We start from the raw sequence: 22,914 nt of genomic DNA, 5'->3' as shown, positions 1-22,914 counted from the left end.
TCCAGATCCTTCGTCATCGGATGCCTCACAGCTTCGCGCCCTGCCCGGCCGCCACCCGCAGCACGTCGGCGAACACGCCCGCCGCGGTGACGTCCGGACCTGCGCCGGGGCCCTGCACGATCAGCGGATTGTCGCAGTAACGGCGGGTGGTGAACTGCACGATGTTGTCGGTCAGGCTCAGATTGCCGAATGCGTGCGTCGCCGGCAGTTCGACCAGGCCGACGCTCGCGCGGCCGTCGGCATCCAGCCTGGCCACGTAACGGAGCACGTTGCCGGCGGCGCGCGCCTTCGCGAGCCGCTCACCGAACGTGGCATCCACCTCACCCAGTCGCGCCATGAAGTCGTCGACGCTCGCCTGCCGCAGCGCCTCCGGCACCAGGCTCTCGACCCGCACATCCTCCAGCGCCAGCTCACGGCCGGCCTCGCGCGCCAGGATCACCAGCTTGCGTGCCACGTCGGTGCCCGACAGGTCGTCGCGCGGATCCGGTTCGGTATAGCCCAGCCCGCGCGCCTCGGTGACCAGCTGCGAGAACGGCACACTGCCGTCGAACTTGTTGAACAGCCAGGCCAGCGTGCCGGAGAAGATGCCTTCCACGGACACGACCGTATCGCCGGTATCCAGCAGGTCGCGCAGCGTGGAGATGACCGGCAGGCCCGCGCCGACCGTCGCCTCGTAGCGGAAGCGCGCGCCGCTGACGGCCGCCGCCTCGCGGATCGCCTGGTAGCGCGGCAGCGGGCCGGCGCCTGCCTGCTTGTTCGGCGTGATCACGTGGATGCCGGCCGCCAGCCACTCGGCGTAGCGGTCCGCGACCTCCGGACTGGCGCTGCAGTCCACGATCACCGCATGCGGCATGTGCGCCGACATCAGGTGCTGGGTGAAGCGGTCCAGGTCGGCCGCCTGCGGACTGCCATCGAAGCGTGCGCGCCAGTCGGCACCGATGCTGCGTTCGTCCAGCAGCATGCGCTTGCTGGAGGCGATCGCACGCAGGCGCAGGTCCAGGTTGGCCTTGCCCAGCAGCTGCGGCTGCGCGGCGCGCAACTGTTCGATCAGCGTGGCGCCGACGTTGCCCGGCCCGATCACGCCGACGGCGAAGGTCTGCGGCGACAACCAGAAACCGGCATGCGCCGCACGCAACGCCTTGGTGGCGTCGGCACTGTCGATGGCGACGGAGATGTTGCGTTCGGACGAGCCCTGCGCGATCGCCAGGATGTTGACCTGCGCGCGCGCCAGCGCACCGAACAGGCGCGCGGACACGCCGGGCGTACCGGCCATGCCGTCGCCGACCGCGGCCAGCACGCTGACGCCGTCGCGACGCTGCACGCGTTGGATCTGCCCGGTGCCCAGCTCGTGGGCGAACGCATCGAGCAGCGCTGCCTGGCCCTTGCCCGCCTCGCTGGCCCTCACCACGCAGCAGATCGAGTGCTCGGAGGAACCCTGCGAGATCATCACCACCGACACGTGCGCATTGCGCAGAGCGGCGAACACGCGCTCCGCCGTGCCGGGCACGCCGATCAGGCCGGTACCCTCCAGGTTCAGCACGGACAGGTCCGGACTCAGCGTCAGTCCTTTCACCGGACCCACCGCATCGCGCTCGGCGGTGATGCGCGTTCCCGGATGCTCGGGATGGAAGGTGTTGCGGATGATGATGGGCAGGCCGCGCTCCATCGCCGGCGACATGGTCTGCGGGTGCACGACCTTGGCGCCGAAGTACGCCAGCTCGCAGGCCTCGTCGTAGCTCAACGCCTCCAGTTGCACCGCCTCGGGCACCACCCGGGGATCCGCCGACAGCACGCCGTCGACGTCCGTCCAGATGTGCAGTTCGGCGGCGTCGTACAGGGCCGCGAAGATGGCCCCGGAGTAATCGCTGCCGTTGCGCCCCAGCGTCGTGAAGCGGCCCTCGCGATCGCGCGCCACGAAGCCCGTTGCCACCACCCGGCGTTGCGGATGCGTGGCCTGCCATGCGGCCAGTCGCTGCGCGCTGGTTTCCCAGTCGACCACCACGCCCAGATCGCCGTGGTCGACGCGCAGCACCTCACGCGCATCCAGCACGGCGCAGTCCTCGCCCTGCAGCGTCAGGTACTCGCCCAGCAGGCGCGCCGAACACACCTCGCCCAGCCCCTGCACGCGCTGCAGCACCAGCTCCGGCAGGCCGCCGATGACGATCAGCGCATTGAGGATCTCGTGCAGTCGCTGGAAGCGTTCGTCCACCCATTCGATCACCGGCCCGGCGGACTCGCCCAGCAGCGCCACCGCCGCACCGCGGTGCCGGGCGCGCAGCGCATGCCAGCTGTCCTGCCACTCGGGACGGTTGGCGGCCGCGAGTTCGCACAGCTCGATCAGGGCATCGGTGACGCCCTTCATCGCCGAGACGACGGTGACCTGCACGTCCTCGTCGCGCGCGAGCAGCAGCTGCGCGACATGGCGGTAGCGGTCGGCATCGGCGACGGAGGTGCCGCCAAACTTGTGGACGACGGTGCGGGGTTTGGATTGTTCGACTTCGGCGCTGCGGGACGACATGGGTCAGGAACCTCGGTAAGGAGGCCCGGCACGCATCAGGAAGTCGGGTGGCCCTGCATCCTGATCCGGGTGCGGGGCCGTGGTCTGCGGATTACGCGAACACAACCAGCCGCACCCGACAAGTCAGGGTGGTAATGGTGGTGGTAATGAGCGTGCGCCCGATCTCCGCACGCGCCATCGCCGGCGACGGGGCCGGTGCGGGAAGCGTTGCGTGCGAGGGATGGAAGTGCATGGCGGAAGAAAAGCACGCCACCCCGGGGGGCTGTCAAGCGTTGCGTCGCAACAAAGCCAATGATTTCAGATGGATGCAACTGAAACCAATGATCCGCGCTACAGCGTGCGCGTCATGAAGACGCTGTTCGGGTCTTCGATGTAATCACCGAACAGAGCGCAAGGAACGAAGCCGGCCCGCGCATAGAGGGCACGGGCGGGCGCGAAGTAGGCCATCGATCCTGTCTCCAGGCTCAGGCGCTGGTATCCGCGTCGACGGGCTTCGTCGACCACATGGTCGAGCATGCGCTGTGCGACGCCGCGGCGCAGATGGGTCTGCGCGGTGCGCATCGACTTCACTTCGCCATGAGCCGCATCCAACTGGCGCAATGCACCGCAACCGGCCAGCGCCTCGCCGTCCCATGCCGCCCAGAAGGTGATGTCGTTGCCACGGAGCGCATCCAGATCCAGCGCATGCACGCTTTCAGGAGGCGAGGTGCGATGCATCCAGTCCAGGTGCTCCTGCAACAGCGCGATGACCGCGGGATGACGGAGGTCGTCGAGGAGGATGTCCATGCCGGCCGGCAGAGGGGAACCGACGCCACAGTGCCACGCCAACCGGTCGACGGGATACGGCCAACCGGTCGACGCGTCGTGCAACGCGGCGCTTCGTGCGAGAATCGGCGCCGATGGCCCCGTAGCTCAGCTGGATAGAGCGGTCCCCTCCTAAGGGACAGGTCGTGCGTTCGAATCGCGCCGGGGTCACCATCTTTCCCATCGCCCGCGCCGCCTGCGCGCCTCGGCGAATCGACGATCGATCCGTTCCCGGATCGGCAAACCGAACAAAGCCCGGCACGTATTCCTCGTCGTTCCGCGCAACCGGCGACAGCCCGGAATCGCTGGAAAAACACGGACTTACGCGCGGCCTGGCCGACCCGTTCTGGTAGAATCCCGCACCTCTTCCGGTGCCACGCCGTCCGATGGCATCCCGTGCAATGACCCTGGAGCTTCCATGCCTGCTGACCTCCTCAAGGCCCTCGGCCTCGCCACCACCAACTCCGGTACCTACCTCGGCAGCGGTGAGTGGTCCACGACCACCGACGCCGGCCTGCTGCAGTCGATCAACCCGACCACCAACGAGGTGATCGCCGAGGTCCACGCCAGCAGCCAGGCCGACTACGAGAAGGTCGTCGCCCGCGCGCAGGCCGTGTTCAAGATCTGGCGCACCACCCCGGCGCCGCGCCGTGGCGAAGCGATCCGCCTGTGCGGCGAAGCGCTGCGCAAGCACAAGGACGCGCTGGGCTCGCTGGTCGCGCTGGAAATGGGCAAGAGCAAGCCCGAGGGCGACGGCGAAGTGCAGGAGATGATCGACATCGCCGACTTCGCCGTGGGCCAGAGCCGCATGCTGTACGGCTACACCATGCACTCCGAGCGTCCCGGCCACCGCATGTACGAGCAGTACCAGCCGCTGGGCCTGGTCGGCATCATCAGCGCGTTCAACTTCCCGGTCGCGGTGTGGGCGTGGAACTCGTTCCTGGCCGGCATCTGCGGCGACATCTGCATCTGGAAGCCGTCCAACAAGACCCCGCTCACCGCCATCGCCAGCATGAAGATCTGCAACGACGCGCTGAAGGCCGGCGGCTTCCCGGACATCTTCTTCCTGATCAACGACGCCGGCGTCGAACTGGCGCAGCAGTTCGTCGACGACAAGCGCGTCCCGCTGATCAGCTTCACCGGTTCCACCCAGGTCGGCCGCACCGTCGGCGAGCGCGTCGCGCGCCGCATGGGTCGCAGCCTGCTGGAACTGGGCGGCAACAACGCGATCATCCTGGACGAGACCGCCGACCTGAAGCTGGCGATCCCGGGCATCGTGTTCGGCGCCGTCGGCACCGCCGGCCAGCGCTGCACCACCACGCGCCGCCTGATCGTGCACGAATCCATCTACGACACCGTGCTCGCCACGCTGATCAAGGCGTACAAGCAGGTGGAAGGCAAGATCGGCGACCCGACCGACCCGGCCAACCTGATGGGCCCGCTCAACAGCCAGGGTGCCGTGCAGCAGTTCCTGGATTCCATCGCCAAGGCCAAGGCCAGCGGCGGCACCGTCGAAACCGGCGGCACCGCGATCGACCGCCCGGGCAACTTCGTGCTGCCGGCGATCGTCACCGGCCTGAAGAATTCCGATGAGGTCGTCCAGCACGAGACCTTCGCACCGATCCTGTACGTGATGAAGTACAAGACGCTGGACGAGGCCATCGACATGCAGAACGCCGTGCCGCAGGGCCTGTCGTCGTCGATCTTCACCCAGAACCTCAAGGCGGCCGAGCAGTTCCTGTCGGCGGCCGGCAGCGACTGCGGCATCGCCAACGTCAACATCGGCACCAGCGGCGCCGAGATCGGCGGCGCCTTCGGTGGCGAGAAGGAAACCGGCGGTGGACGCGAGTCCGGCTCCGACGCGTGGAAGGTCTACATGCGTCGGCAGACCAACACCATCAACTACTCCGACTCGCTGCCGCTGGCCCAGGGCATCAAGTTCGACCTCTGACCTCGGCGGCGCCGGCACGCCTGCGTGCCGGCCGCCCTGAAGGCGCCCGCATCTGGGATAATCGCGCCACCTTCACGGGTGGCGCGTTTTTTTGCCTGTCCGATCCTGCGCCATCCCGCCTCCCTGACCCCTGCACGGAGCACTCAGATGACCCCAGTCCGCACCACCAGCAGTCTCGCCATCGCCAGCCTCGTGTCCGGCATCCTCGGCTGGACCCTGCTACCCTTCATCGGCACGATCGTGGCCATCATCACCGGCCACATGGCGCGTGCGGAGATCCGCCGCAGCGCGGGCGCGCTGGACGGCGACGGCATGGCCATCGGCGGGCTGATCCTGGGTTGGGTATCGGCGCTGCTGTGGGTCGTCGGCATCGCGGTGATCTTCCTGTTCCTGGGCGGCATGGCCTGGCTGGCGACGTTGAACTGAGCCCGCGCGCGACCATGTATTCGTTCGCACGCCCCTTCCTGTTCGGCCTGGATGCCGAAACCGCCCACGGCATGGGCCTGAAGGCGCTCGACCTGGCCTACCGCACCGGCACCACGCCGCTGGTGGCGCGGCCGATCACGCCGATGCCCACCAAGGTCATGGGCCTGACCTTCCCCAACCCCGTCGGCCTGGCCGCCGGCATGGACAAGAACGGCGCCCACATCGACGCGCTGTTCGCGCTGGGGTTCGGCTTCGTCGAGATCGGTACGGTCACGCCGAAGCCGCAGCCGGGCAATCCGAAGCCGCGCATGTTCCGCCTGCCGCAGCACCAGGCCGTCATCAACCGCCTCGGCTTCAACAACGAGGGCGTGGATGCGCTGGTCCGCAACGTCGGCGCCGCGCGCCGCGATCGCGGCCTGCTCGGCATCAACATCGGCAAGAACAAGGACACCTCCAACGAACGCGCCGCCGCGGACTACCTGTACTGCCTGGAGCGCGTCTACCCGCTGGCGGACTACATCACCGTCAACATCTCCTCGCCCAACACCGCCGGCCTGCGCGAACTGCAGGAAGAGCAGGCGCTGCGCCAGCTGATCGGCACGCTGCGCGAATCGCAGGAAGACCTCGCTGCGCAGCACGGCAAGCGCGTGCCCATGCTGGTGAAGATCGCGCCCGACCTGTCCGACAGCGACATCGACGCGGTGGCGCGCGTGCTGGGCGACATGCAGGTGGACGGCGTCATCGCCACCAACACCACGGTCTCGCGCATCAGCGTGCAGGACCATGCGCTGGCGCGCGAGACCGGCGGCCTGTCCGGCGCGCCGCTGATGGGCCAGGCCACGCTGGTGCTGCGCCGCCTGCGCACGCGGCTGCCGCACAGCATCCCGCTGATCGGCGTGGGCGGCATCCTGTCCGGCGCCGACGCGGTCGCGAAGATGTCCGCCGGCGCCTCGCTGGTGCAGTGCTACACCGGGCTGGTCTACCGCGGCCCCGAACTGATCCGCGAATGCGTGGAAGCCATCCGCCGCCGCCGCGAAGCGCCCAGCGGCGGCCCGGTGGCGCCGGAATGACCCCAGGCTATCGCATCATTGCGAACGCCTCGCTGCGCGAACGCACGACCTTCGGCGTCCCTGCCCGGGCGCCGTGGCTGATCGAGGTCGACGATGCCACCGCGCTGGGCGAGGTCCTTGCGCTGCCGCAGGTGCTCGAAGGCGACACCCTGGTGATCGGCGGCGGCAGCAACCTGCTGTTCGCCGGTGACGCGCCCGGCGTCGTCATCGCCATGGCGACGCACGACCTGCGCATCCTGTCCGACGACGGCGGGCATGCCCTCGTGCGTGCCGATGCCGGCGTGGCCTGGCATCCGCTGGTGATGTGGACGCTGGAGCAGGGCCTGTGCGGCCTGGAGAACCTGGCACTGATCCCGGGCACCGCGGGTGCGTCGCCGATCCAGAACATCGGCGCCTACGGCACGGAAGTGGGCGAGTTCATCCAGGTCGTCGAGGCGCTCGACCGTCGCGACGGCATGCGCGTGCGACTGGATCGCGAGGCGTGCGCCTTCGCCTACCGCGACAGCGTGTTCAAGCACGATCCCGACCGCTACCTGGTGACCGCGGTCGAGTTCCGGCTGCCGCGCACGCCCGCGCTGCGCCTGGACTACGCCGGCATCCGCGACGAACTGGCGGCGATGGGCATCGCCGCACCGACCGCGCGCGACGTCGGCGATGCCGTCATCCGCATCCGCCAGCGCAAGCTGCCCGATCCCGCCGTGGTCGGCAACGCCGGCAGTTTCTTCAAGAATCCAATCGTCTCGCAGGCGCAGGCCGACGCACTGCTGGTCGACTACCCCACCCTGCCCGTGTTCCGCGGCGACGCCGCGCACAACCGCAAGCTGTCGGCAGCGTGGATGATCGAGGCCTGCGGCTGGAAAGGCCATCGCGACGGCGATGCCGGCGTATCCGACGCGCACGCGCTGGTGCTGGTCAACCACGGCGAAGCGACCGGCGCGCAGCTGCTGGCGCTGGCGCGGAAGATCGCGGATTCGGTCCGCACCCGCTTCGGCGTCGCGATCGAACCGGAACCGAAAATCATCGGGGCGAGCTGGTAGCCCTGGATGATCCGCATCGGCGCCCCTGAAACCGCCCCCTCCCCCGCTCACGGGGGAGGGCTGGGATGGGGGAAGACCGAAGCCGACACCCCTCGGCAGCCGCGATGGCAGCGAGGGCGGCGACAACCGATGTGCCAAGCCATGGAATGCATACCGATGCTCAGCGGCTCTGTTCGCCCCCATCCCGACCTTCCCCCGCACGCGGGGGAAGGGGCGGATCCGGAACACTGATGCCGGCCCTTCCCACCCACTATCGCGCCGCCGTGCTGATGCTGGGCAGCACTGTGTTCTTCGCGCTGATGGTAGTGGCGATCCGGCTGGCGTCGGCCACGCTGCACACGTTCGAGATCGCGTTCTTCCGCAACTTCTTCGGCCTGCTGGCCGCGGCACCGCTGATCCTGCGGCACGGCCCCGGCTTCCTGAAGACCACGCAGTTCCCGCGCTACCTGTTCCGCTGCGTCATCGGTATCTGCTCGATGCTGGCCGGCTTCTGGGCCATCGGACATCTGCCGCTGGCACAGGCGGTCTCGCTGTCGTACTCCACGCCGCTGTTCGTCACCCTCGCCGCTGCCGCCATGCTCAACGAACAGGTGCGCGCGCGCCGCTGGACCGCGGTCGTGCTGGGCTTCGTTGGCGTGCTGATCATCGTGCGGCCCGGCACGTCGCAGTTCACCGTGGACGCGATGATCGCCGTGCTGGCCGCGGTGATGAGCGCGCTGGTGGCAATCCAGATCAAGCAGCTGTCGAACACCGAGCCCGCCGACCGCATCGTCATCTACACCACGCTGCTGTGGGTACCGATGTCGCTGTTGCCGGCGCTGGCGGTGTGGGAATGGCCGCAGGGCATCACCTGGGTGTGGGTGATCGCGGCCGGCGTGCTCGGCACCAGTGGCCACATGCTGTGGACGCGCGCGTTGAAGCTGGGCGAAGTCTCGGCGCTCACGCCGATCAGCTTCATGCAGCTGCCGGTGGTGGCGCTGTTCGGCTGGCTGCTGTTCGACGAGACCCTGGACCGGTGGACGCTGCTCGGCGCCGGCATCATCTTCGGCGCGAATGCCTACATCGCGCACCGCGAGGCCGTGTTGTCCCGGCGCTCCGCCTCCGAGGCGCCGAGCGCGGGCGCCAAACCCGGCGAATGATCGCCGCGCCTGGTCAGCCGCGCCTGATCGTCTGCTTGCCCGGTCGCTTGCCCGAACGGTAGCGCTCGACGAACTCGGCGTCGGCGTCGGCCAGCGTCTCCGGGTCTGCCGCCAGCAACGGCGCGATGTACTGGCGGTACAGCGGCTCCGCCTCCGCCGGGCGACCGAGCTCGCGGTAGGTGTCGATCAGGTTCCAGGCCGCCGTGCGCGTCTCCACGTGGGTTTCGCCCAGCGCGCGCCTGCGCAGTTCGAACAGGCGCTGGAACTCGGCCAGCGCGTCCGGCACGCGGCCGAGCACGCGCAGCGCTTCGGCGCGGATGACCATCGTGGCCTGCGCCTGCGGGTGTTTCTCGCCCAGGGTCTTCAACGCCAGCGGCTGCACATCGCCCAGCAGGCGCAGCGACGCTTCCGCCTGGCCCGCGTTGAGCAGCGTCCCGGCGTGGTTGACGAGGATCGACAGCGTATCGGGATGGCCGGGCCCGAGCGTGCGGCTGCGCGCGGTGATGACCTGCTCTTCCAGCGGCAACGCGGCGGCGAAGTCCTTGAGCCTTGCATGGGCCGTCGCGAGATTGAGGCGGGTGCGGACCGTCTGCGGATGATCGCGACCCAGCACCCGCTCGCGCGCGGCCAGCACGTCCCGCAGGAGCGGTAGTGCAGCTTCCACCGAGGCCACGCTGCCGCCGTCGGTCATCATCGTGGCCAGCGTGCTGCGCGCCTGCAACGTGACCGGGTGCTCGCTGCCCAGCTTGCGCACGTAGCGGTCGGTCAGGTCGCGCTGCAGGGAGATCGCGGCGTCCTTCTCGCGATTCATGATGCGCAGCACCGCCAGGTTGCCCATCGCCGACAGCGTGTCTTCGTGGTCGGCGCCGAGCGTGGCGGTGCGCCGGGCGACGACGGTTTCCATGTTGGCGCGCGCCTCGGGCAGCTCGCCGAGGTTGCGCTGCACGGCGGCAAGGTCGTTGGTGGCTTCCAGCGTGGCCGGATCGTCCTGACCGGCAGTGGCAAGGAGTCGTGCCTGCACCGCTTCGACCACGGCTTTCGCCCGCGGGCGGTCGCCGCGTGCCGAGATCACCTGCGCCTGCGCCAGTTCCAGCTTGACCCGCACGCGGTCGTTGTCCGCCAGCGCGAACGCGCGCGGCAGCGCCTTCTGCAAGGCGGCCTCGGCCTGGTCGATGTGGGCGCCCTCGAGCAGCGCCTTCACCTGGTCGTTGCGCGCGCGCAAGGTGTCCTGAGCACCTTCGCCGAGCACGCGGCTGCGGTAGTCGGCGACCTGCGCGAAATGCGCCGCCGCCTTGTCGTACAGGCCGATGGCGGCGTACACGTGGCCGACCGATTCGCGCAGCCTGGCCGCGACGTCCGGCTGGTCGGCGAAGTCGCGCGTGATCGCCTCCTCGGCATTCGCCAGCAGCTGCCGGTCGACCAGGTCGCGCGCCAGGTCGTTCGTGCTGGTCTTCGCCAGCGTGGCGCCGAAGGCGTCGGCAGCCGAGGGATCGAGGCTGCCGACCTGGCGCACCAGGCCCTCGGACAAGCCCACGCCCATGGTTTCGATGTCGATGCCTTCCAGCATCGACTGCTGGAAGTCGGCGACCTTCTCGAGTTCGGCGCTGCGCGCCTCGGCCACGCTGCGCTGCATGCGTGCCTGCTGCAGCCCGTACAGCGATACGCCCAGTCCGCCCAGCAACGCGAGCAACGCGAAACCGCCAGCAATGGCCGCGGTGCGATGGCGACGCAGGAACTTGCGCCACACGTAGCTGCGACTCGTTGGCACCGCCGTCACCACACGGCCATCGAGATACCGCTGCAGGTCGTCGGCCAGCGCGGCGACCGAGTCGTAGCGCGCGTCGCGGTCGTGCTGCATGGCCTTCAGCACGATCCAGTCGAGATCCTTCCGCAGCCGGCCGCGCATCCGCGCCAGTGACAGGCCGCGCTCCTGCGCCATCTGCCGGGCCTGTTCGAGCGGCAGCGCCGCCAGCCGCGACGACGGCGCGACCGCGGTCGATGTTTCCGCCGCCCAGGTTTCACCCGCCGCGTCCGGACGCACGCCGGTCACCAGTTCGCACAGCACCACGCCCAGCGAATAGACGTCGCTGCGCGTGTCGACCTGGCCCGCATCGCCCTGCGCCTGCTCCGGGCTCATGTACTCGGGCGTGCCGGCACGCTCCAGTGCGGCGTCGCCGGCCAGCGACGCGGCCATGGCGATGCCGAAATCGATGATCTTCGGCGCCGGACGACCGTCGAGCGTATCCACCAGCAGGTTGCCGGGCTTCAGGTCGCGGTGCACGACGCCCTTGTGGTGCGCGTGCTGCACGCCTTCGCACACGCGGATGAACAAGGCCACGCGCGCATCCATCGACAGGCGCTGGTCGCGGCAGTAGCGCGTGATCGGGCTGCCGTCGGTCAGCTCCATCGCGAAGAACGGATAGCCCTCCCCGGTGGTGCCGGCATCGTAGATCTGGGCGATCGCCGGGTGGCGCATCTGCGCCAGCACCTGCCGCTCCACTTCGAACCAGGCAAGATGGCGTGCCTGCAGCCGCTGCACGCGCATCAGCTTCAGCGCCACCTCGCGGCGGACCGGCTCCAGCTGCGCGGCACGGTAGACCTCGCCCATGCCGCCGCGGCCCAGCAGGGCTTCGATGCGGTAATGGCCCAGCCGCGCGCCCGGCGCGAGCGTGCCGTCGGGCGCCGTGGGCGCGTCGTTCAGGCGCGTGGCCAGGCTCTCGGTCGGTGCGAGGTCGTCGTAAGGTTGCGATGTCATGCCACTGTCCCCGGTGCGCCCGGGCATGGTAGCGGAAACGTGAGTTGACCGACCGATCCGTTACACTCGGTACCGCACCAGCCTGTCGCGCACGCATGTCCCGGGACTTCCTGAATCCACCGACCACGCAACGGACCATCCTGAGCGACGGCCCGCGGCCGGCCTCGCACCGGTCCGCGTGCGTGGTGGTGATCCACGGCGAGGGATTGGGCCGGCGCGCCGACATCGACACCGCGCGCGTGCGCGTCGGCCGCTCGCAGGAAGCCGACCTGCACATCCCGCACAACAGCGTCTCGCGCCTGCACTGCGAGCTCTGGCGCGACGGCGACAGCTACCGCGTGCGCGACCTGGGCGCCACCAACACCACCCGCGTCAACGACGCGCCGGTATCCGAAACGGTGCTGGCGGATGGCGACCACATCACGCTGGGCGAGAGCATCCTGAAGTTCATCAGCCACAGCAGCGTGGAGGCGCGCTACCACGAGGAGATCTACCAGCTCGCCACCCACGATGCGCTGACGGAGATGTACAACCGCCGGCACTTCATCGAGACGGTGGAGAAGGAGATCGCCCGCGCGATGCGCCACCAGCGCGACCTGACCATGTGCATCATCGACGTGGACCTGTTCAAGCCGATCAACGACCGCTACGGCCACATCTCCGGCGACCACGTGCTGAAGCAGATCGCCGCGCTGGTGCGCCGGCACGTGCGCAACGACGATGCCGCCGCCCGCATCGGCGGCGAGGAATTCGCGGTACTGCTGCCCGAATGCGGACCGGAGGCGGCCTACGGCTTCGCCGAGCGCCTGCGCGAAGCGGTGGAGGCCGTGGTGTTCAGGCCCGGCGGCGAAGCGCAGACGATCACCGTCAGCATCGGCATCGCCGCGCTGACGCCCGAGCGCGACACGGTGAGCCGCATGATGGCCGCCGCCGACGCCGCGCTGTACCGCGCCAAGAGCGAAGGCCGCAACCGGGTCTGCATCGAGCACTGACCCGCACGCACGGCCTCAGCCGCCGATGCGCTCCACCCCGTAGCCGGCGCCGCGCCAGGCATCGATCCCGCCGCGCAGTGGCAACACGTCGCGGAAGCCCGCCTTGCGCAGCTTCGCCGCCATCCAGGCGGCCGACACTTCATCGGGACAGGCGCAGTAGATGACGACCTTGCCGTCGCGCGGGTACGTCGCCAGGATGCCGCCGAGCTCGCGTTCGTCGGCGAACACGGCACCCGGGATCACGTACGGATCGACATCGCGGAAGCCGGGCGCACGGATGTCGAACAGCACCGGGGGTTGTCCGGCCAGCCGCAACGCTTCCAGCTCCGACGGCTCGATCCGCGCCGCCTCCAGCGCTGCCAGCAGCGTGCGGCGGCGCCACCAGCGCCAGCCCACATAGGCCGCCAGCGCGACGCCGACCAGCACACCGGCACCGGTGCCCAGCTGCGACAGCGTGTCGATGACCGTTTCGACCTGGCGCGAGAACGCCACGCCCAGCCCCAGCCCCAGCGCGGCCCACAACGCCGCACCCAGCGCGTCATAGCGCAGGAACGACGGCAGGCGCGCCTGCATGGCGCCGGCCATCGGCACCGACACCATCGACAGGCCGGGAATGAACTTCGCCACCGACAGCACGCGGATGCCGAACCGTCCATAGAAGCGCTCGGTGTGCTTCATGCAGGTGTCGCGCGACAGCGACAGCCGGCACAGCGACTGCAGCGTGCGGTTGCCGTAGCGGCGCCCGGCGTAGAACCACACGCTGTCGCCGATCAGGCTGGCCGCCACCGATACCGCCAGCACGCCCAGCAACGGCAGCCATGTCGCCTCCGGCTGCAGCGCCAGTCCCGCACCGACCAGCACCAGCGTGGGCATGGCCGGCACCGGCAGGCCCAGCGACAGCGCCAGCACGTTGGCGAAGACCAGCAGCACGCCGTACTTGTCCACCACGTCCTGCATCGCGATCCCCGTCGCTGCTGCCGCGCGTTGCGGCGAGCCGGCATGTTCGACCCATGTCCGCGCGACGGCAAGGCGCCGGCCCGCAACGATCCGTTGCCGTCCGCGATCACGCACGCAGGTACCAGACGCCGCCGCGTGCTGCGACGCGGGATCGCTGCGTTTACCTGGCCATCCGTCGCGACTGCGAAGGGGGGCATCGCGGCCAATGTCGGGGGCATGCGCAGCCAAAGCCGGTGCCATCACGCGCGCTTAATCCCCGTGCCGCATCAACGCACCACCATCCGCCTTCGTACGGTGGCCGCCCCCCACAGGCGCCGCACGCCAAGGCAGTCCATCCCGTTGAACGTCCGCTCTGACTCTCGCCGGAGGATCCGATCATGGTTGCACCCGTACGACCCGCCCGCCTGCCCCTCGCCCTCGCCGCGGCCACGCTGACCCTCGCCATCGCGGCGCCGCTCAAGGCCGAGGAAGGCGACTACAGTTTCTGGCAGACCCTGGTGAACCTGGTCTCGCCGCCGAAGGCCGACAACAAGGTCACCGCAGCGCAGCGCACCGGCAACTATCCCCTGCTGTCCAACCCGTCCGGCTTCAACGACGGCTTCCAGCCCGGCCGCTACGAGGCCTGGCAGACCATCCAGCTGGCGCCGTCGACCGGCGCGGTCTGCGGGGACGGCTCGCCGTTCAAGTTCTTCGTCAACCGCGTGGCCGACACCCGCAACACCATCATCTACATGGAAGGCGGTGGCGCGTGCTGGGATTACGCCAGTTGCAGCGGCCAGGGCGGCATCCGCGGCGCCCGCAATCCGAACGGCATTCCCGACGACTACATGAGCCTGCTGAATCCGGGCGCCAGCCTGGTCAGTCCGTTCGTGACCCGCGTCAGCCCGTTCGAGTCGGTGAAGACGCAGGGCTGGAACATGGTCTACGTGCCCTACTGCACCGGCGACATCTACAGCGGCGACAAGGTGGCCGTGTACAACGACCCGAGCGGGCAGAACGCGCCGCTGGTCTGGCACCACAACGGCGCGCGCAACGTGCGCGCCGTTGTGAGCTGGCTGAAGGACAACCTGCCGCGCCCCACCCAGATGCTGTCCACCGGCTGCAGCGCCGGCGGCGCCGGCAGCCTGACCAGCTACCACCCGCTGCGGCGCGACCTGGCGCCGACGCGCAGCTTCCTGATCGATGATTCCGGCCCGATCTTCCCCACCCCGAAGAACGGCAATCCGGTCGACTACCCGTCGCAGCCGCTGATGGCGCTGATCCGCAGCGCCTGGGGCCTGGACCAGCCGAACGGGCCGCTGCCCTACCTCGCCAGCGGGCTGCCGCAGTTCGACCTCAACGAACTCGGCACGCTGTATCCCGCGCTGTCCAGCAAGTACGCGAACGACCGGCTCGGCCACACGCACTTCTGGAAGGACCTCAACTACTCCTCGTATTCGTACGAGCGCTTCTATCCCGACATCGCCAACGCGCCGGACCAGGCGACCAAAGAGGCCCGCATCCATGCGCGCTGGAACACCGACACCACCCGCCTGCGCGACCGCCTCAACGGGCTGAACAATGTCGGCGGCTACTTCCCGCAGTACCGTGCGCTCAACGAAAGCCACTGCACCACCATCGTCGACTTCAAGAACGCCGACGTGCAGGCGCAGAACCTGGAACTGAAGCACTTCATCGACAGCGTGCTCGACGGCCAGGGCGAGGTGCTCGACGCCAGCGAGCAGGACGACAAGGCCGACAAGGCGAAACCGTTCAACCTGCTGTACTGGCTGGTCGACCAGCTGATGGGTTGAGGTCCACGCCCGGGACCGTCGTGCTTCGACGGTCCCGGCGCAACAGGGTCCCGCATGAAGAAACTGCTGACGCTGCTGGTGCCGTTGTTGGTCTTCGTGGCCGCCGTGCTGTGGTGGAAGCGCGACGATGCGGGCATGCCGGCGGACGCGATGCGTACGCCGTCCGACACGGTCGACACATCCCCCCCTGCGCTGGCGTCACTGCAGACCACACCGCAGGCGCAGGCGCATCGCGAGCGCCAGCGTTTCGAGACCGACGCGAAGGATTTCTTCGCTCGTGCACCGTCGCTGCGCGCCGTCGAGCGCAGCGAACGTGCCGATGCGTTGACGCGGCAGATCGACCGCTACGAAGCCGCCGGCGGCCTGTCCGCCGGCGAAGCCGTGCTGCTGCGCACCGCACTGATCAAGGCCACCGTGGACGATCCCGCCGAACAAGCGGCGGCGGTCGCCGAGATGGCCGACCGCTACCGCACGCATGCCGACCAGCGCATGGCCGCCTTCGCCGCACAGCAGGCCAACGATCCCCGCTTCCAGTCGTACAAGACACGCGAAGCGCAGGTCGTCAGCGAGGTGATGGCGATGACCTCGATTCCCGCCGGCCTGACCCGCGACCAGTACCTGCGCCAGCGGTTGCAGGAAGAGCGCGAGCGGGCGTATGCGCCCTGAAGCACCTGCGCAAGCGGACACAGGTGTGGGGGCGACGTAAGTCGCGATAGACCACCAGCAGCGCTTCATCGCGACTTACGTCGCTCCCACAAAACAGCGTGCTAGCCGCTGACCTGCCACGGCCGCGCACGGATGCGGTACAGCAGCAGATAAACCCCCGACACCCACGCGATGCCGGCCGCGAAGCCGCCCAGGATGTCCGATGGGTAATGCACGCCCAGGTAGATGCGCGAGATGCCGACCAGCAGCGCGAAGCTGCCCGCCAGGGCGACCGCCAGCCAGCGCCAGCGCGTATGCCAGCACAGCAGCACGACCACCATCGCCAGCGTCGCCGATCCCATCGCATGACCGCTGGGGAAGCTGAAGGTGTGCTCGGGCGCGATGGATTCCCACAGCGTCGGCCGGTCGCGCTGGAAGAACTGCTTGGTCGCCATGTTCAGCAGCGCCGAGCCGGCGAACGACACGCCGGCGAACGTCGCTTCCCGCCAGCGTTTCGCGATCAGCAGGCCGACCGTCAGTGCGATGTCGACCGGCACCACACCCCACTGGTAGCCGATCGCCGAGATGAAGACGAAGAAGCGGTCCAGCGCCGGACCCGCCATGGCATGCGCCTGCCACAGCAACGCATCATCGAAATAGAAATCTTCCAGCTCATGCACTTCGTCGGCCAGCGCGACGAAGACCCACAAGGGCACCAGCAGGCAGAGGAACAGCAGGACCAGGCGCCCGCTGTGCTCGCGCAGCAGGCCGGCGATGAAGCGCCGGCCCTGGGCCAGCCTCTCAGCCGGCGACACGCGCGTACTTGCTCTCGACGTAGTCGTCGATCAGCGCGACGAACTCATGCGCGATGTTCTCGCCGCGCAGCGTGATCTTCTTCTCCCCATCAACGAACACCGGTGCCGCCGGCGCCTCGCCGGTACCCGGCAGCGAGATGCCGATGTTGGCGTGGCGCGACTCGCCCGGCCCGTTCACCACGCAGCCCATCACCGCCAGCGTCATGGTCTCCGCACCGGGATGGGTGACCTTCCATTCCGGCATCTTGCCGCGCACGTGCTCCTGCACGACCTTGGCCAGTTCCTGGAAGAACTCGGACGTGGTGCGCCCGCAACCGGGACACGCGGTGACCATCGGCGTGAACGCGCGCAGGCCGGTGGTCTGCAGCAGTTCCTGCGCGACGATGACTTCCTGCGTGCGCGACTGGCCGGGTTCCGGCGTCAGCGAGATGCGGATGGTGTCGCCGATGCCTTCCTGCAGCAGCACCGCCAGCGCGGCGCTCGAGGCGACGATGCCCTTGCTGCCGATGCCGGCCTCGGTCAGGCCCAGGTGCAACGCGAAATCGGTGCGCGACGCCATGTCGCGGTAGACCGCGATCAACTCCTGCACACCGCTGACCTTGGCCGACAGCACGATGCGGTCGCGCGGCAGACCCAGTTCGACGGCGCGCTCGCCGGAATCCACTGCCGAGCGGATCAGCGCCTCGCGCAGCACGCGACCGGCGTCCCACGGCACTTCGCGGGCATGGTTCTCGTCCATCAGCTGCGCGGCCAGCGCCTGGTCCAGCGAGCCCCAGTTGGCGCCGATGCGAACCGGCTTGCCGTAGCGGATCGCGAACTCGACCAGCTGGGCGAACTGGGTGTCCTTCTTCTTGCCGAAGCCGACGTTGCCGGGATTGATGCGGTACTTGGCCAGCGCCTCGGCGCAGGCCGGCTCGCCCGCCAGCAACTGGTGGCCGTTGTAGTGGAAGTCGCCGATCAGCGGCACCGAGATGCCCATCATCTCCAGCTTCTCGCGGATGCGCGGGATGGCGGCGGCGGATTCCGGATTGTTGACGGTCAGGCGGACCATCTCCGAGCCGGCGCGCCAGAGATCGGCCACCTGCTTCACGCTGCCGGCGATGTCGGCGGTGTCCGTATTGGTCATCGACTGCACCACCACCGGGCGACCGCCGCCGACGACGGCGTTGCCGATCTGGACAGCCTGGGTGATGCGGCGCGGCCAGGGCGCGGCGTCGGTGGGGGGCGTGGGGCGGGTGACGGCGTCGTGCATGCCGGCATTGTAGCGTGGGCCACCGGCCGGTCTCGTCCACGCCCCTGCGACGCCATGCCGCAGGCCCGCCGCGCGCGCTTGCACTAGCATGGGAGCATGCCGAATACCCTGCTGACCCTGTCGCCGTCGTTCCTGCGCACGCTGTGCAACCTGCGCTGGGTGGCGATCGTGGGCCAGGCGGTGACGGTGCTGGTGGCGCTGGGGCCCCTCGGCATCGACCTGCCGCGCTGGCCGCTGTGGGGCGGGATCGGCGCGCTGGCGCTGTTCAATCTCTATGCGACGTGGCGCAGCCGGCGGCCGGGTGAAGAGACGGCGGCCGAAGCCTTCGCCCACATGCTGGTCGACGTGGCGGTGTTGTCCTGGCTGGTCGCCTGGAGTGGCGGCATCGCCAATCCGTTCAGCTCGATGTTCCTGCTGCTGATCGCGGTGTCGGCATTGGCACTGCCGCTGCGCTGGGTGATCGCCACCGGCGTGGCCTGCCTGCTCGGCTACATCCTGACGGCGGTGTTCGGTCGCCCGCTGCCCCATCTGCACGGCAGCGGCTTCAATGTCCATCTCTGGGGCATGGCGGTGAACTTCGTGCTGTCGGCGGCCGTGGTGCTGTACTTCTCCACCCGCCTGGTCGCCGCTCTGCGCCTGCGCGAACAGGAACTGGCCCGCCTGCGCGAGCGCTTCGCGCGCAACGAGGGCATCGTCGCGCTGGCTACGCACGCCGCCGCGGTGGCGCACGAGCTGAACACCCCGCTGGCGACCATGACGCTGCTGACCGAGGACATCCGCGAGCACGCTGCGGAATCGGAGATACGGGAAGACGCCGGCACCCTGCGCCAGCTGATCGACGTCTGCCGCGACCGCGTGCGCGCGCTCGCCGCCTCGGCCGACATGGGCGTGCACCTGCGCGTGGACCTGGACGACGTGGTGCAGCGCTGGCAGCTGATCCGGCCGACGGTGGAACTGCAGCGCACCGGCGCGCTGCCGCCGTGGCTGGCGACCGATGCCTCCACCGGCCACCTGCTGCAGGCGCTGCTGAACAATGCCGCCGATGCCAGCCGCCAGGCCGGCTCGCAACGCGTGGACCTGGACCTGCGCTGCGAAGGCGACGAACTGGTCGGCACCGTGCGCGACTACGGCAACGGCTTCCACGAGGCCTTGCCGTTCCAGTCAGAACAGTTGTTCCGCACCAGCAAGCCCGAGGGCATGGGCGTGGGCCTGGCCCTGTCGCACGCCACCATCGAGCGGCTGGGCGGACGCATGACCATGCGCGCCGTGCCGCCGAAGGGCGTGCAGGTGCAGTTCCGCCTGCCGGTGGCGGGCCCCGACGAAACCCCCTGATGAGAGGCATCCCATGAAAGGCCTGCTGGTCGACGACGACGAACTCTACGCGCGCACGCTGCAGCGCAGCCTGGCGCGCAAGGGCATCGAGACCGAGATCGCGCTGGACGCCGCCAGCGCCCTGGCGCGGGCGCGCGAGTACCAGCCCGACTTCGCGCTGGTGGACCTGAAACTGGGCGCCGACTCCGGCCTGAGCCTGATCGAGCCGCTGCGCGCACTGCGCGCCGACATGCAGATCCTGCTGGTCACCGGCTACGCGAGCGTGGCCACCGCGGTGGAATCGATCAAGCGCGGCGCCGACGACTACCTGCCCAAGCCGGCGACGGTGCCGACGATCCTGCGCGCGCTCGGACTGGACGTGCCGGGCGCAGCGGACGACGCCAGCGCCACCGACGACACCATGACGCCGCTCAGCCGGCTGGAGTGGGAACACATCCAGCAGGCACTGGCCGAGACCGAAGGCAACATCTCGGCCGCCGCGCGCCTGCTCGGCATGCACCGGCGGTCGCTGCAACGCAAGCTGGCGAAGCGACCGGGACCGGAGCGTCGCTGGATCGACGAATAGCGGTCAGCGCGAGGGATCGCGGTCGGGATCCATCGCCATCCCGGCCCCCATGCCGAGACCCGCGCCCGCCCCCACGCCGGCGCCCACCCCGCCTCCACCACCGCGCCCGCCGTCGCCGCGGCCTTCACCCTTGCCGCCCTCGCCCTTCCCTTTTGCCGCGACCGGCCGTGCCGGACCCTGACGGGGAATGTCGAGCCCGACGGGGATCGGTGCCAGGTCCAGCACGCCGCGGATGAAGTCGCGCAGCGACACCACCAGCGCATGCGTCTGGACGGGGCGCCCGGCAGCGAGATCGGTGGCCGCCTGCGCGGCAAGCCGCACCTGATCGTCGGTACCGAGCAGGATGACGTCCGACAACGCCGCTTCGACCGCATCGCGGATGCGCCGCGAACGATCACTGCCGTCATCGACGATATCGAGACCGCCCTCGCGCGCCCGCTGGCGCAGGTCGCGCAGATGCGTGGGATCGACGTCGAGATCGCCGGTGAACGAGCCACCCAGCGTCTTGTAGGCGGCGATCAGCGTGCGCAGGCGCTCGTTGATCTGGCGGTTCTCGCGCGCCCGCCGCTCCTGCACCGTCTGCATCACCAGCAGGCGGATGCCGACGCCGATCAGCGTGATCAGCGCCAGCCCCGCCAGGGTGGTCAGCAGGCCCTGCCATGAACTGAAATCCAGACCCCGCATGCGACGCATCTCCCCGACGACCAGGCTGCCATCGTAGCCAAGACGACGGAAGCCGATGCGAAAGCCCGCTCAGTACGCCAGGTGCAGCTTCAACCATGCGGTGCGACCGGGCTCATGGATGCGCACCGGTTCGGCCGGATAGCCGAAATCGGCGCTGCCGGACAGGTTGAGGTGTTCGGCGTACGTGCGGTCGAACACGTTGTCGATGCCCGCGATCAGCTTGACCCGGTCATTGAAGCGATAGCCGCCGTTGAGCGCCAGCGTTGCGAACCCCGCGCTGGGGCCGAGATCGCGCCCGACCACGTTGCCCTGGTCGATGGCCACGCGGTCCTGCCGCGCGACGGCGCGCAACAGCACGCCCGCGCTCCAGCGGGGACCTTCGTACGCGGCGGTCAGGCGTGCCTCCAGCGGCGGCATCTGCGGCAAGGCGCCGCCGCTGTCGCGGTTCTCGCCCCAGGCGTGGGCCAGGGTGCCTCCCAGCGTCCAGCCGTCGCCCGGCCGCCAGCCGATGCCGGCTTCGGCACCGCGTACGCGCGCATCCACGTTCGACACCGCCGACATCGGGCCCATCATCCCGCCCGCCATGTAAGAGAACAGCAGGTAGTCGTCGATGCGGCCGGCGTAGGCCGATACCCACGCATCCAGCCGCGTGCTGCGGTACTGCAGGCCGATGTCGAGCTGCGTGGTCTTCTCGGGGGCGAGGCCGGCGAAGGCGTTCGGCGCGCCCATCGGCCCCATGTCGGCGGAGAACAGCTCCCAGTAGTCCGGCATGCGCTCGGTGTGGCCGACGCCGGCGTACCAGGTGACGGGCACGGCGGCGACATCGTGCTCGAAGCGTACGAACCCGCCCGGCAACGTCTGCCTGCGCGTCTGCCCCGCGGTCGGATTCGGCATGCCCATCATGCCCGCGGTCGCCCGGCGATCCTGCACGTCGACGCGATCGGCGCGCGCGCCCACCACCAGTCGACGGCGCTCGGCCGCATGCCATGTCCCTTCAGCGAAGACGCCGCGCGTCTGGAACTCCGCATCGGTTTCCCAGGGCTGGGCCCGATACGCATCCACCCCCATCGCACTGCGCTGGCGATGCCGGCTGCGCTGCGCATCGACACCGCCGGTGAGCGCCCACCGGTCGCCCTTCGCCGCCAGCGCCGCCCGACCGCCCTCGGTGCGGCGATCGACGTTCGCCGCCACCGGCATCGGCATGGCGCTCATCGGGTTGGGTTCGCGCAGCGTGTAGTTGTCCATCACGTGGTCGGCTTCATTGCGGAACACGCTGGCTTCGACCGTATCCAGCACGCCTGGCAGGTCGCGCTTCTCGAAGCGCAGCGCGAGGCTGTCGCGCCGGAACATCGAGCCGTCCATGCCACGGCCGGCATAGCGCGCCTCGCCATCGCCGATGCCTGCATTGAGCTCGAGCACGGTATCGGCATCCGGCGTCCATCCCAGGGCCAGGTCGGTGTTCCACTTCTTCCACGCCGACGGCACGCGCCGGCCGTCGCCGTCACGGTAATCGTCCGCGTCGGAACGGTTGGCGCTCAGGCGCGCGTAACCGCGCGGTGCACCAGCAGTCGCATCGATCACCTGGTCGTTGCGGCCGTGCGAACCAGCCAACAGGCTGCCGTCGATTCGCAGCCCCGGCGCGTCGAAGCGCGGCGTGTCGCGCTCGAAGCGGACCGTGCCGGCGGATGCGCCCGGCCCCCAGAGCACGGTCTGGGGACCCTTCACCACCACCAGGCGGTCATAGGTTTCCGGCGCCACGTAGGACAACGGGTTGTCCATGCGCGCGGGACACGCGCCCGGCATGCTGCCGTCGTTGGTGAGCAGGTTGAGCCGCGAACCGAACATGCCACGCAGCACCGGATCGCCGTTGGTGCCACCGTTGCGCAGCGCGGTGAACCCGGGGATGGTTTTCAGGTAGTCGGCCCCGTCGCTGGCCGGCACCGGCTGGCGCGGCAGGGTCGGATCGGTTTCGTAGGTCAACGGCGAGACGGGCGTGGCGGTCACGACGACGCGGTCGAGCGTGGCAGCCTCGCCCATCGCCTCGGCATGGAGCACGGCGGGCGCGGCGCACGCGAAAGCGATCGCGACGACCAGGGGACGACGGAAGTGGAACGGATGCATGGAGGACTCCGTGAGGCGGATGCGCGGCACCCGCGGGAAAGGAAAGGAGGAAACGGAA

General features: G+C 69.4%; 18 protein-coding genes and 1 tRNA gene. 11 read left to right on the top strand and 8 right to left on the bottom strand.

Features of this window, described 5'->3' with window-relative positions:
* Positions 1–25: 25 nt before the first annotated feature.
* Together thrA and ACGHX3_RS07375 are read right to left on the bottom strand one after the other, a co-directional pair.
* Positions 26–2,518: a bifunctional aspartate kinase/homoserine dehydrogenase I gene (gene thrA, locus ACGHX3_RS07380; protein ID WP_394696930.1), complete on the bottom strand. Its 2,493-nt coding sequence runs from the start codon at positions 2,516–2,518 to the stop codon at positions 26–28.
* A gap of 330 nt (positions 2,519–2,848) precedes the next feature.
* A complete protein-coding gene (locus ACGHX3_RS07375) occupies positions 2,849–3,304 on the bottom strand; it encodes a GNAT family N-acetyltransferase (RefSeq protein WP_394696929.1) in 456 nt (151 codons plus the stop codon).
* Between the two features lie 115 nt (positions 3,305–3,419).
* Between ACGHX3_RS07375 and ACGHX3_RS07370 the strand changes: the two genes are divergently transcribed.
* From ACGHX3_RS07370 to ACGHX3_RS07345, 6 genes are all read left to right on the top strand, one after another.
* Positions 3,420–3,496: transfer RNA gene (locus ACGHX3_RS07370), tRNA-Arg, on the top strand.
* Between the two features lie 244 nt (positions 3,497–3,740).
* Positions 3,741–5,273: an aldehyde dehydrogenase family protein gene (locus tag ACGHX3_RS07365; protein WP_394696928.1), complete on the top strand. Its 1,533-nt coding sequence runs from the start codon at positions 3,741–3,743 to the stop codon at positions 5,271–5,273.
* A 147-nt stretch (positions 5,274–5,420) separates the two neighbouring features.
* On the top strand, positions 5,421–5,699 hold the full coding sequence (locus ACGHX3_RS07360) for a DUF4190 domain-containing protein (RefSeq protein WP_394696927.1): 279 nt from the start codon (positions 5,421–5,423) through the stop codon (positions 5,697–5,699).
* 14 nt (positions 5,700–5,713) lie between these two features.
* The gene (locus ACGHX3_RS07355) at positions 5,714–6,769 is read left to right on the top strand and encodes a quinone-dependent dihydroorotate dehydrogenase (RefSeq protein WP_162338713.1); all 1,056 of its coding nucleotides are present in this window, start codon (positions 5,714–5,716) and stop codon (positions 6,767–6,769) included.
* A complete protein-coding gene (gene murB / locus ACGHX3_RS07350) occupies positions 6,766–7,806 on the top strand; it encodes a UDP-N-acetylmuramate dehydrogenase (RefSeq protein ID WP_394696926.1) in 1,041 nt (346 codons plus the stop codon). The genes ACGHX3_RS07355 and murB overlap by 4 nt, the downstream gene beginning before the upstream one ends.
* Before the next feature lie 230 nt (positions 7,807–8,036).
* The gene (locus ACGHX3_RS07345; protein ID WP_394696925.1) at positions 8,037–8,945 is read left to right on the top strand and encodes a DMT family transporter; all 909 of its coding nucleotides are present in this window, start codon (positions 8,037–8,039) and stop codon (positions 8,943–8,945) included.
* A gap of 13 nt (positions 8,946–8,958) precedes the next feature.
* On the opposite strand, the gene ACGHX3_RS07340 is transcribed toward ACGHX3_RS07345, so the two are convergent.
* Positions 8,959–11,700, bottom strand: coding sequence for a tetratricopeptide repeat protein (locus ACGHX3_RS07340; protein ID WP_394696924.1), 2,742 nt, complete (start codon positions 11,698–11,700; stop codon positions 8,959–8,961).
* 95 nt (positions 11,701–11,795) lie between these two features.
* Here ACGHX3_RS07340 and ACGHX3_RS07335 point away from each other — a divergent pair, with 95 nt between their 5' ends.
* Positions 11,796–12,692 carry a diguanylate cyclase gene (locus tag ACGHX3_RS07335; RefSeq protein ID WP_394696923.1) on the top strand — a complete coding sequence of 299 codons (897 nt, stop codon included), beginning with the start codon at positions 11,796–11,798 and terminating at the stop codon, positions 12,690–12,692.
* 15 nt (positions 12,693–12,707) lie between these two features.
* On the opposite strand, the gene ACGHX3_RS07330 is transcribed toward ACGHX3_RS07335, so the two are convergent.
* A complete protein-coding gene (locus ACGHX3_RS07330) occupies positions 12,708–13,649 on the bottom strand; it encodes a DedA family protein/thiosulfate sulfurtransferase GlpE (protein WP_162338708.1) in 942 nt (313 codons plus the stop codon).
* Between the two features lie 377 nt (positions 13,650–14,026).
* Here ACGHX3_RS07330 and ACGHX3_RS07325 point away from each other — a divergent pair, with 377 nt between their 5' ends.
* The gene (locus tag ACGHX3_RS07325) at positions 14,027–15,442 is read left to right on the top strand and encodes a pectin acetylesterase-family hydrolase (protein ID WP_394696922.1); all 1,416 of its coding nucleotides are present in this window, start codon (positions 14,027–14,029) and stop codon (positions 15,440–15,442) included.
* A gap of 54 nt (positions 15,443–15,496) precedes the next feature.
* Entirely contained in the window at positions 15,497–16,108 is a 612-nt protein-coding gene (locus ACGHX3_RS07320) for a hypothetical protein (protein ID WP_394696921.1), read from the top strand.
* 101 nt (positions 16,109–16,209) lie between these two features.
* Here the strand turns inward: ACGHX3_RS07320 and ACGHX3_RS07315 are convergent, their stop codons facing one another.
* Positions 16,210–16,902: a phosphatase PAP2 family protein gene (locus tag ACGHX3_RS07315; RefSeq protein ID WP_394696920.1), complete on the bottom strand. Its 693-nt coding sequence runs from the start codon at positions 16,900–16,902 to the stop codon at positions 16,210–16,212.
* The gene (ispG, locus tag ACGHX3_RS07310) at positions 16,889–18,154 is read right to left on the bottom strand and encodes a flavodoxin-dependent (E)-4-hydroxy-3-methylbut-2-enyl-diphosphate synthase (protein ID WP_394696919.1); all 1,266 of its coding nucleotides are present in this window, start codon (positions 18,152–18,154) and stop codon (positions 16,889–16,891) included. Before ispG ends, ACGHX3_RS07315 begins: the two co-directional genes overlap by 14 nt.
* A gap of 96 nt (positions 18,155–18,250) precedes the next feature.
* Here ispG and ACGHX3_RS07305 point away from each other — a divergent pair, with 96 nt between their 5' ends.
* Both ACGHX3_RS07305 and ACGHX3_RS07300 read left to right on the top strand, forming a co-directional pair.
* Positions 18,251–19,486, top strand: coding sequence for an ATP-binding protein (locus ACGHX3_RS07305; RefSeq protein WP_162338704.1), 1,236 nt, complete (start codon positions 18,251–18,253; stop codon positions 19,484–19,486).
* A 13-nt stretch (positions 19,487–19,499) separates the two neighbouring features.
* Positions 19,500–20,051: a response regulator transcription factor gene (locus tag ACGHX3_RS07300; protein WP_162338703.1), complete on the top strand. Its 552-nt coding sequence runs from the start codon at positions 19,500–19,502 to the stop codon at positions 20,049–20,051.
* A gap of 3 nt (positions 20,052–20,054) precedes the next feature.
* On the opposite strand, the gene ACGHX3_RS07295 is transcribed toward ACGHX3_RS07300, so the two are convergent.
* The gene (locus ACGHX3_RS07295; RefSeq protein ID WP_394696918.1) at positions 20,055–20,735 is read right to left on the bottom strand and encodes a hypothetical protein; all 681 of its coding nucleotides are present in this window, start codon (positions 20,733–20,735) and stop codon (positions 20,055–20,057) included.
* Positions 20,736–20,804: 69 nt separating this feature from the next.
* On the bottom strand, positions 20,805–22,856 hold the full coding sequence (locus ACGHX3_RS07290; RefSeq protein ID WP_394696917.1) for a TonB-dependent copper receptor: 2,052 nt from the start codon (positions 22,854–22,856) through the stop codon (positions 20,805–20,807).
* Between the last annotated feature and the right edge of the window lie 58 nt (positions 22,857–22,914).

The sequence above is a fragment of the Pseudoxanthomonas japonensis genome (genome assembly GCF_043632995.1).
GTDB lineage: Bacteria > Pseudomonadota > Gammaproteobacteria > Xanthomonadales > Xanthomonadaceae > Pseudoxanthomonas_A > Pseudoxanthomonas_A japonensis.
Note: the sequence above shows the minus strand (reverse complement) of the source record. Positions and strands in the feature narration are given on the sequence as shown.